Consider the following 9,855-nt stretch of genomic DNA (forward strand, 5'->3'; position numbering starts at 1 on the left):
CCCGCTGGTCTCCATCGAGGACCCGCTGGACGAGTCGGACTGGGACGGCTGGAAGGCCATGACCGACAAGCTGGGCGACAAGGGCCGCGCTGCGGCCGGGCTGGCCGGTGCGGCGGGACTGGTCGGTGGTGCGGGTGCCGCGATCGCGCGGCGGGCGGGCAGGGGTGGTCACGGGATCTCCGTCCGTCGGTCTGCAGCCCGGGCTGCGGGCTGTGTCGGCCGTCGGAAGAAGAGTGCGCCGCCCCGGCCGTACGGCGGCATGAGCGGGGGCCCGCACCGTGAGGTGCGGGCCCCCGCTTCGCGATGATCGCGAGTCAGCGTGGAGCTGACGTCAGCCGATGATCTGGATGTTCTCGGCCTGCGGGCCCTTCTGGCCCTGGGTGACGTCGAACTCGACCTTCTGGCCCTCGAACAGCTCACGGAAGCCCTGAGCCTGGATGTTCGAGTAGTGGGCGAACACGTCGGCGCCGCCGCCATCCTGCTCGATGAAGCCGAAGCCCTTTTCGCTGTTGAACCACTTCACGGTGCCGGTAGCCATAACCGTCTCCTCTAACTGGGGCATCAGGGACCCACACCTCGTGAGTCCCCGTGTAGCCGCGATCCCCATCCGGAGACTGAAACACCGGACAAAACAAATGCGCCTGTCGGTTGGAACCAGCAGGCGCACACCACGTTCATGGGAACCAAAACTGCAACTGCATCGACTGTAGCACGGTGGAACGGGGGTTGACCGGGGATTTTTCCGCCTGGGAGATCACGTTTGGCCGCCCGGGAAAAGGGGCAGCGGCGCCCCGCCGAAGCGGGGCGCCGCCTGTCCTCACCGGCCTCCTCGGGCCGGTCCGGGCCCGTCCGGGCCGGCCGCGCCGACCCGGTCGGGTCAGCGCCGGCCGGCCGGCTCCGGCATCCCGTGGGCGCCGGCCAGTGGGGCCGGGCCCGCGCCGTGGCCGTGGCCGTGGTCGGGGCTGTCCGCGTGGCCGGGCCACCAGGCGCGGTGGCCGAGCAGCGCGGTGAGCGCCGGGGTGAAGAACATCGCCATCACGAAGGCCGCCAGCACGATGCCGAAGGCCAGCGAGAAGCCGAGCTCCATGAAGAGCACGTTGCCCGCGAACATGAAGGTCGCGAACGACGCCGCCAGGATGAAGCCGGCCGCCGCGACGGTCGGACCGCCGTGCTTGACGGCCTCGCGGGCCGCCTCGCGCGGGCTGCGGCCCTCGCGGGCCTCCTCCCGCAGGCGGGCGATGATCAGGATGTTGTAGTCCGTGCCGATCGCCACCACGAAGAGGTAGATGAAGATCGGCAGCATGAACATCAGGCCCGGCTCGCCCTTGATGTTCTGGAACACCAGGGTGGTGGCGCCGAGGGTGGCGCCGAAGCCGAGGCCGACCGAGGCCATCAGGTACCAGGGCGCGACCACGCTGCGCAGCTGGAGCCCCAGGATGATCATGATGAGCAGGGCCGCGATCGGGAAGACCAGGGTGTAGTCGTGCACCATCGCGGTGTTGATGTCCTTGTACACCGAGGTGATGCCGCCGACCAGGGCCTTGCTGCCGGCCGGGGCCGAGGCGTGGGCGGTGTCCCGGACCTTCTCGATGGTGTCGATGGCCTGGTTGGAGGCCGGCGCGTCCTTGAGCAGGACGGTGAAGTCACCGGTGGTGCCGTCGGCGTTGACCGTCCTGGCCTCGGCGGACGGCGCGACGACGGTGGCCACCCCGGGGACGCCCTGGAGCTTCCCGGCGAAGTCCTTGATCGCCGCGTCGCCGAGCTTCGCGCCGTCGGTGCTGGTCAGGTAGACGTGGCTCGGGTCGGCGGCGCCGGCCGAGAAGCCGGTCATCAGCTTCTCCTGGACGACCATCGACTCCTTGCCCTTGGGCATCGAGCTGCCGGCCAGGTCGTAGGTGCCGTTGTAGTTGAGGCCGGCCAGGGCCAGCACCACCAGGACGCCGCCGGAGACCAGGGCGACCAGGCCGGGCTTCTTGCCGGTCATCCGGCCCAGCGCGGCGAAGCGGGCGTTGTTCGGCTCCTGCATCCACTTCTTGCCCGGCCAGAACACGCCCTTGGACGGGATGACGGCGAGCACGGCGGGGGCCAGGGTCAGCGAGACCAGGGCGGTCGCGATGACGGCGATGGCCAGGGCCGGGCCGAGCGCGGTGAACATGCCCAGGCTGGAGAGGACCAGCACGGCGAAGGCGACGGCGACGGCACCGGCGGCGGAGGCGATCGCCTCGCCGACCCGGCCCACGGCGTTGGCCACGGCCGTCTTGCGGTCCTCGCCCAGGCGCAGCCGCTCGCGGTAGCGGAAGGCCAGGAAGAGGAAGTAGTCGGTGCCGACGCCGAGCACCACGATGATCAGGATCGCCGAGGTCATCGGGGAGGACTTCAGGTCGAACATCTTGATCGCGTCGGCGATCAGGCCGTTGGCCACCGGCATCGCGATGACCAGCGAGAGGATGACCGGCAGGATGCCGGCCAGGATGCTGCGGAAGATGACGCCGACGATCAGGATGACCAGCAGCAGGCTGCCGACCATGACGATGGCGTCGGTGGCGCCGGAGGCGTCCTTCTGGTCCAGGGCACTGGCGGCCTGGCCGCCGACCTGGAACTTCAGTCCGGAGCCGTCGGCGAGCCTGGTGCCCTCGGTGCGGAGCTTCTTCGCGGCTTCGCTGTACTCCGGGCTCTGCATCTTGGTCTTGTCGATGGCGACCATGGACAGCGCGTACTTGCCGTCCTTGGACTTGGAGCTCTTGGGGTCGACCGGCAGGACCGTCTCGACGGCGGGGATGTGCGCGTCGGTGAGGCCCTTGACGACCTTGTCCATCGTGGCCTGGTCGGTCTCGTTCAGCGCCTGTCCGTCGTTGCGCTCGAAGAGCAGCAGCGCGGCGGGGGTGAAGCTCGACGGGAAGGCCCGCGACTGGAGCTCCGCCGCCTGGATGGACTCGTAGTGCTTGGGCAGGAACGCGGACTCGTCCGTCTGCGAGGTGACCTTCGGCGCCGACGCGACGATGGCGATCATCGCGACGACCCATGCGGCGATCACCCACCACGCGCGGCGAACGACGAATTTCCCTAGTCGGTGGAACATGCTCGTGATGCCTCCTGGGCATGGTTCACCGCAGCCCTTGGGGGACGGGACACCGGGCGACGGCAAGGCCGGCTCGGGACGTGCCTCGCGACACTCCTTGCCGGTCGGCAGGTAAGTGGATCTGGGGCATCATCCTACGAGTACTTGCTTGCCGACCGGCAAGGAGCCCCCGTGTGCTTCAACCCCCGTCGGACCGCCGAAGCGGCCCCGTCCCAGTCTCGCCCGCGCACAGGCCCCTTGACCTCGTGCTCCGGGTGGAGCCTTCTCCCCCTCAGGGTGGAGGTGGATCCCTACCCCCCAGGAGGAGATCTCGGGGTCGGGGGGTAGGGAAAACCCCACCCCGGCCCCCGAGGAGAACACCAGGAGGAGGTGACCCGCCAGCCGGATTAACCGTCAACCCCCGCTTCCCTACTGTCGATCGGGACGCCGGCCGCAGTCGGCGCACCGCCATCGGCAGCTCCCCCGACCCGGGTCGCCGCCGATCCCGTCCGGCGACGACCGCCGCTCTCCCAGGGGGGAAGAACCACCGTGAAGCCCGTGAAGCCCAGACTCGGCCCGGCGGCCGCGATGGGCGCCTGGAGCGCCCGGCACCGCAGGACCGCCGTGTTCGGCTGGCTGCTCTTCGTCGTCCTGGCCGCCGCGCTCGGCGGCGCGCACGGCAGCACGAAGATCACCGAGGCCGAGCAGGTGCCCGGCCAGGTCTCCCGGGCCGCGCGGATCCTCGACGAGGCCGGGCTGAAGAAGCCCGCCGCCGAGACCGTCCTGGTCCAGAGCGCCGCCCTCGCCGCCGACGACCCGGAGTTCCGCACCGCCGTCGACCAGGTGATCGCCGCCGTCGACGGCACCGGCCGGGTGGCCGAGGTCCGCTCCCCGTACGACAGCGGCGCGGTCTCCGCGGACGGCCACTCCGCGCTCGTGGTGCTGACGCTCGAGGGCGACCCCGACAAGGCGGTGGACCACGTCCAGTCGGTGCTGGACGCGGTGGCCGGTGTGCAGCGGCAGCACCCCGGCCTGACCGTGGCCCAGCTCGGCGACGCCAGCTCCGGCAAGTGGATGCAGGACCAGCTCAAGACCGACTTCGCCCGCGCCGAGTGGACGGCCGTGCCGCTCGCCCTCGGCATCCTGTTGGTCGCCTTCGGCGCGCTGGTCGCCGCCGTGCTGCCGGTGCTGCTCGCGCTCACCGCCTTCGTCGCCGCCGGCGGACTGGTCGCCCTCGGCAGCGGGTTCCTGCACACCAGCGGCGACGCCGGCTCGGTGATGCTGCTGGTCGGCCTCGCCGTCGGCGTCGACTACTGCCTCTTCTACCTGCGCCGCGAACGCGAGGAGCGGGCCGCCGGGCGCGACGCCGCCACCGCGCTGGCCGTGGCCGCCGCCACCAGCGGCCGGGCGGTGCTGGTCTCCGGCGTCACCGTGGTCGTCGCCATGGCCGGCATGTTCCTCACCGGGATCGCCACCTTCAAGGCCATGGCCTTCGCCACCATCGTGGTCGTGGTCACCGCCGTGCTCGGCTCGCTCACCGTGCTGCCCGCGCTGCTGTCGATGCTCGGCGACCGGGTCGAGAAGGGCCGGGTGCCGTTCCTCGCCAAGCTGCGCCGCCCGGACGCCGGACAGGACGGCGGGCGGTTCTGGAACGCGGTGCTGACCCCGGTGCTGCGCCGCCCGCTGGCCGCCACCGTGCTCGCCACGGCGTTCCTGCTGGCGCTGGCCGCGCCGCTGGCCACCATGCACACCGCCAAGCTGACCTTCCAGCAGCAGCTGCCCGCGGGCAACTCCCTGGTCGCCGCCTCGCAGAAGATCGAGGCCGCCTTCCCCGGCAGTCCCGCCCCCGCCACCGTGGTGATCAGGGCCGCCGACATCGACTCCCCCGCGATGACCGCCGCGATCGCCGACCTCAGGGCGAAGGCGCTGGCCGGCGGGCGGATGCACGGCCCGGTGGAGGTCGCCGTGCACCCCGACCGGAACGTGGCCGTCGTCGACATCCCGCTCAACGGCACCGGCAACGACGCCACCAGCAACGACGCCCTGAAGAGCCTGCGCGAGGACCTGCTGCCCGCCACCGTCCTCAAGGTGCCCGGCACCGAGGCCCCGGTCACCGGCCAGACCGCCGCCTCGTACGACTTCAACCGGAAGATGACCGGCTCGATGCCGCTGGTCTTCGGCTTCGTCGTGGTCTTCGCCTTCCTGCTGATGCTCACCTCCTTCCGCTCGCCGGTCGTCGCCGTCACCGCCGTGGTGCTCAACCTGCTCTCGGTGGGCGCCGCGTACGGGGTGCTGACGCTGGTCTTCCAGCACGGCATGGGCGCCTCGCTGCTGGGCACCGCCGGGGTCGGGGCGGTGGAGTCCTGGGTGCCGCTGTTCCTCTTCGTGATCCTCTTCGGGCTCTCGATGGACTACCACGTGTTCGTGGTCTCCCGGATCAAGGAGGCCCGCGACCGCGGCCTGTCGAACCGCGCCGCGGTCGCCCACGGCATCCGCTCCACGGCCGGGGTGGTCACCAGCGCCGCGGTGATCATGGTGGGGGTGTTCTCGGTCTTCGGCTCGCTGTCCATGCAGGTGATGAAGCAGATGGGCGTGGGCCTGGCGGTCGCGGTGCTGATCGACGCCACGGTGATCCGCGCGGTGCTGCTGCCCTCGGTGATGACCCTGCTGGGCGACCGCAACTGGTACCTGCCGCGCTGGCTGAACCGGCTGCCGGACCTCTCGCACGGCGGGTCCGTCCCGCCGCCCGCCGCCGACGGCGACCCGCACGCCCGGCCGGCCGGTCCGGAGCAGGGGACGCCCCGCCACCGGGCCGGGGTCTGACGCCACCGCCCGGAGGCCGGAGCCACCGCCCGCACCCGCAGGACGCCGGGCCCCGCAGCGCGCGGGGCCCGGCGTCCGTGCGTCATGATGATCACCGTCCGGGGTCCACCGGATGAACGTCGGCGGAACGGAACCCAGTCATGATCCCCTTCGACGAGGGCCACGCCCGGCTGCTGCTCGCCCGGGCCTGCGAGGCGGCCGGCCTGGCCGCCCCCGACGGGGCCGCGCTGCTCGCGCTCGGCGAGAACGCCGTCTTCGACCTCGGCGACCCGGCCGTGGTCGCCAAGGTCGGCCGGGGCCCCGAACTGTACGACCGGGCGCACCGCGAGCTCGCCCTCGCCCACTGGCTGGCCGGCCAGGACGTCCCGGTGGTCCGCCCGTACGACGCGGTGGCGCCCGAGCCGCAGCTCGCCGACGGCCACCCGGTCACCTTCTGGCACCGGCTGGCGCCCGCCGTCCGGCCCGCCCGCCCGGTCGACCTCGCCCCGCTGCTGCGCGCCCTGCACCGGCTGCCGCTGCCGCCCTTCACGCTCGGCCGGCGCGACCTGATGACCCCGGTCGAGCGCTGGCTGGCCTCCGCCGAGGGCCATGTCGACCCGGCCGACGTCGCCTTCCTGCGCCACCGCAGGGACGCCTTCGAGGCCGCCCTGCCCGACCTCGTCCCGCGGCTGCACCCCGGGGTGATCCACGGCGACGCGCTGCCCCGCAACGTCCACGTCGGCCCGGACGGACCGGTGCTGCTCGACCTGGAGTTCATGGCCGACGACCTGCGCGAGCACGACCTGGTGGTCCTCGCGCTCAGCCAGGACCGGTACGGCGTGCCCGCCGAGGAGTACCGGGCGTTCACCGAGGCGTACGGCTGGGACGTGCGCGAGTGGCCCGGGTTCACGGTGCTGCGCGGCGCCCGGGAGACCGCCAGCGCCTCCTGGGTCGCGCAGCAGGCGGCCAGCAGCCCGGCCGCGCTGAAGGAGTTCCGGCGCCGGGTCGACTCGCTGCGGGACGGGGCCACCGGGGTGCGCTGGTACCCGTTCTGACCGGCCCCCGATACCCGGGGCGGCGCGGCGCCGCCACCGGGGCGAGTGTGAGAAGACTCCTGCGGCGGTTCGGTCCGGTTCGCAACCGGCGCACGTACGATCGGCGTCCTATCGGACAGTCGTCCTGACCCGAGAGACCGGCACCGTACTCGCACCTCAGGAGCCGCCGCCATGCACCGGACCGCCCCCCGCCCCTCCGCCCCGACCCGCCTGTCCCGCTCCCGGCGCAGACTGTTCGCGGGCTGCGTCGCGGTGGCGGCCGCCCTGGGGCTGGCCGCGTGCGGGACGGCCAACGGGGCGCTCCGGTCACCGGGCGCGGCGGCGCCGGCCGGGACGCAGTCCCCCGCCGAGGCCCGCCCGAGCGGGACGGCGGCCACCACCGTCGCGCCGGCCCCCGGTTCGGACGCCGTGCCGCCGGCCGCCCCCTCCACCACGGCCTCCGCACCCGCCTCCACCCCGGCGGCGCCGGCCAAGCCGCGCCCGCCCGCGGCCACGGGCTCCCCCGTCGCCACCACGCCCGCCACGCCGACCGCCGCCCCGAGCACGCCGGCCGCCGACCCGTCCTCGCCCGCCGCACCGCCCCCGCACACCGGGGCGGGCACCGTGATCGGCTCCACCGCCTCCGGCGGGCGCACCGTCGCGCTCACCTTCGACGACGGCCCCGGCCCGGCCACCGGCCAGATCCTCGACCTGCTGGCCCAGTACCACGTCAAGGCCACCTTCTGTCAGATCGGCCAGAACGCCGCCGCCAACCCCGCCATGGTCAAGCGCGTCCTGGCCGCCGGGCACCGGCTCTGCGACCACAGCGTCCACCACCCCCAGCCGTTCGCGAAGCTCCCGCACGACAAGGCGGCCTACGAGATCACCGCCGCCCGGGACATGATCGTCCAGGCGGGCGGCCCGGGCACCGAGGTCGGCTGGTTCCGCGCCCCCGGCGGCGGCTTCAACGCCGACAACGAGCACATCACCGCGAGCCTCGGGATGTCCTCGCTCGGCTGGTCCGTCGACCCGCGCGACTGGGCGCGGCCGGGGACGCCGGCGATCGTCGCGGCCGTGCAGAAGCAGCTCAAGCCCGGCGGGGTGATCCTGATGCACGACGGGGGCGGCGACCGCGGCCAGACCGTGGCGGCGCTCAAGCAGCTGCTGCCCTGGCTGGTCGGCCAGGGGTACACCTTCGACTTCCCCGCCGCGTAGGCCCGTCGGGGCGATGGGGGCGGCGGGGGCGGCGGGGGCTCCGCCCCGGGACGTTTCCCCCTCGTTCACCGGCTGGACGGCCGGCGCGCGTGCCGCCCGCCACAGCCGTCGCACTAGCCTCCGGGCATGACTGCCGGCACTCGCCCGAGTTCCCGACTCCCCTACCTCGAACGACGCGTGGGCTTCGGCCGGGCGCTCGCGGCACTGCTCCTGCTGGCGCTGTGCGCGGTGGCCGGCCTGCTGTTCTCGGCCGGGGTGGTCGCCTACCGCGACCCGGAGGTCTGCTCACCGCTCTGCCTCGGCTCGACCACCACCCAGGCGTACTGGACCGGCGCCCTGTTCTGCTGGCTGACCGGGCTGCTGGCGGCCACCCGGGTCGGCCGCGCCCCCGGGCCCGGCGCCCCGAGCCGGCTGCCCGCCGGCGCCGTCGTGTTCCTCGCCATCCTGTTCGGGCTGCTCGGCGCGGCCTTCGGCCCCGGCGGGCCGTACCGGTCCGCGCTACCCGCCGTCGCGCTCCTGGCGGTGCTCACGCTGCCACTGGTCGTCCACTCCGAGTCACGGCTCCGCGCGCAGCACCGCGCGTACCGCGCCGCGCGGACGGTCGCCGACCGGCTCGCCGCCCACGGGGTGAGCACCACCGGCACGGTGACCGCCGTCCAGCCGGGCGAGCCGAGCGGCTACACCCAGCCGCAGTTCCGGCTCACCGTCGGCTACACGACGCCCGACGGCGTCGCCCGCAGCCTGGTCTGCGCGATCCGCATCCAGACCTATCTGACGCCCCGGATCGGGCAGCTGCTGACCGTCCGCTACGACCCGCTGGCGCCGGACACCGCCGAGGCCGCCGTGGTGCCGCCGACCCAAGCCCCCTGACCGCCCGCCGGGCGTCAGTCGACGCGCAGCCGGTAGACCTGCCGGGAGCCGCCCTCCGGGCCCGGGGCGGCGGCCTCGGCCGGGGTGAAGCCCAGCCGCTCGTAGAAGACGCGGGCACCGCTCGCCACCGCGCCCGGGTGGTCCGGGCCGAAGGTCACCACCTCGACGGTGGCCGGGCCCCGGACGTGACAGCGCAGCGCGTCCCCGACCAGCTCCCGGCCGACGCCGGTGCCCCGGGCCCGCTCGGCGACCACGAGCCAGTGCAGGTGGTGCGGCCCTTCGTCCGCGGGCCCGAACAGCAGGCCGCCGAGCAGCCCGCGGTCGTCCTCGGCGACCGTCGCCAGGCCCCGGTCGGCGGCGCGCAGCACCGCGCGGTGGAAGCCCGGTTCGGCGACCATCGGGCCGAACCAGTGCTCGACCTCGGCGGCGAGGGCGAGGAAGCCGGGCAGGTCCGCGGGGCGGGCGGGGCGTACGGGGCGGGGTGGCCGGGCGGCCGTCACCGGGCGGGCCAGCGCGGGTCGACGACCGCCTGCGGGTCCTTGCCGCGGCGCAGCCAGGCCTGGAGGCCCTCGGCCCACTGCCGGTACCAGTCGATCTGGCGCCGGTGCAGTTCGGCGGGTTCCACCGCCCCGACCTCGGCCGGGTAGCGTCCGGCCAGCGCGACGGCGACCCGGACGGCGGCCAGCGCGTCGCTGCCCGCCTCGTGGGCGTCCGTCAGCTCCACCCCGTACAGCTCGCAGACCCGTTGCAGGGTGCGCGAGCCCTTGCGGTACTTGTCCACCTCCAGTACCGCGCCGTCCGGACCCTGGCCCGGCTGCTCCCGCCCGACGCGCGATGAGCCGCGGCGAGGACGGCACCGGTGCCATACGCCCCGAC

The 9,855-nt window shown here is 73.9% G+C and carries 8 protein-coding genes and 1 pseudogene; 5 read left to right on the forward strand and 4 right to left on the reverse strand.

Annotated features, from left to right (window positions below; all coding sequences use genetic code 11):
- Positions 1-307, forward strand: a 307-nt coding sequence (locus AB0E96_RS33400) for a hypothetical protein (protein WP_359829548.1), incomplete at its 5' end; no start/stop codon positions are given.
- 24 nt (positions 308-331) lie between these two features.
- Here the strand turns inward: AB0E96_RS33400 and AB0E96_RS33405 are convergent.
- Complete coding sequence (locus tag AB0E96_RS33405) at positions 332-538, reverse strand: cold-shock protein (protein WP_030060364.1); 207 nt, start codon at positions 536-538, stop codon at positions 332-334.
- Between the two features lie 339 nt (positions 539-877).
- Entirely contained in the window at positions 878-3,079 is a 2,202-nt protein-coding gene (locus AB0E96_RS33410) for an MMPL family transporter (protein WP_359829549.1), read from the reverse strand.
- 537 nt (positions 3,080-3,616) lie between these two features.
- On the opposite strand from AB0E96_RS33410, the gene AB0E96_RS33415 reads away from it, so the two are divergent.
- From AB0E96_RS33415 to AB0E96_RS33430, 4 genes are all read left to right on the forward strand, one after another.
- The gene (locus AB0E96_RS33415; protein WP_359829550.1) at positions 3,617-5,881 is read left to right on the forward strand and encodes an MMPL family transporter; all 2,265 of its coding nucleotides are present in this window, start codon (positions 3,617-3,619) and stop codon (positions 5,879-5,881) included.
- A 140-nt stretch (positions 5,882-6,021) separates the two neighbouring features.
- Entirely contained in the window at positions 6,022-6,915 is an 894-nt protein-coding gene (locus AB0E96_RS33420; RefSeq protein WP_359829551.1) for an aminoglycoside phosphotransferase family protein, read from the forward strand.
- A gap of 171 nt (positions 6,916-7,086) precedes the next feature.
- A complete protein-coding gene (locus AB0E96_RS33425) occupies positions 7,087-8,109 on the forward strand; it encodes a polysaccharide deacetylase family protein (RefSeq protein WP_359829552.1) in 1,023 nt (340 codons plus the stop codon).
- 126 nt (positions 8,110-8,235) lie between these two features.
- On the forward strand, positions 8,236-8,979 hold the full coding sequence (locus AB0E96_RS33430; RefSeq protein WP_359829553.1) for a DUF3592 domain-containing protein: 744 nt from the start codon (positions 8,236-8,238) through the stop codon (positions 8,977-8,979).
- A gap of 14 nt (positions 8,980-8,993) precedes the next feature.
- Here AB0E96_RS33430 and AB0E96_RS33435 read toward each other — a convergent pair whose 3' ends face one another.
- A complete protein-coding gene (locus AB0E96_RS33435) occupies positions 8,994-9,479 on the reverse strand; it encodes a GNAT family N-acetyltransferase (RefSeq protein WP_359829554.1) in 486 nt (161 codons plus the stop codon).
- A pseudogene (locus tag AB0E96_RS33440) lies at positions 9,476-9,855 on the reverse strand (3'-5' exonuclease); the annotation flags it as partial. The gene AB0E96_RS33435 and the pseudogene AB0E96_RS33440, both read right to left, overlap by 4 nt.

The sequence above is a fragment of the Kitasatospora sp. NPDC036755 genome (genome assembly GCF_040636595.1).
Lineage (GTDB): Bacteria > Actinomycetota > Actinomycetes > Streptomycetales > Streptomycetaceae > Kitasatospora.

What these genes read in the sequence shown, in the direction of transcription:
- AB0E96_RS33405 (WP_030060364.1), bottom strand. Translation starts at nt 538, where the DNA reads ATGGCTACCGGCACCGTGAAGTGGTTCAACAGCGAAAAGGGCTTCGGC.
- AB0E96_RS33410 (WP_359829549.1), bottom strand. Translation starts at nt 3,079, where the DNA reads ATGTTCCACCGACTAGGGAAATTCGTCGTTCGCCGCGCGTGGTGGGTG.
- AB0E96_RS33420 (WP_359829551.1), top strand. Translation starts at nt 6,022, where the DNA reads ATGATCCCCTTCGACGAGGGCCACGCCCGGCTGCTGCTCGCCCGGGCC.
- AB0E96_RS33425 (WP_359829552.1), top strand. Translation starts at nt 7,087, where the DNA reads ATGCACCGGACCGCCCCCCGCCCCTCCGCCCCGACCCGCCTGTCCCGC.
- AB0E96_RS33430 (WP_359829553.1), top strand. Translation starts at nt 8,236, where the DNA reads ATGACTGCCGGCACTCGCCCGAGTTCCCGACTCCCCTACCTCGAACGA.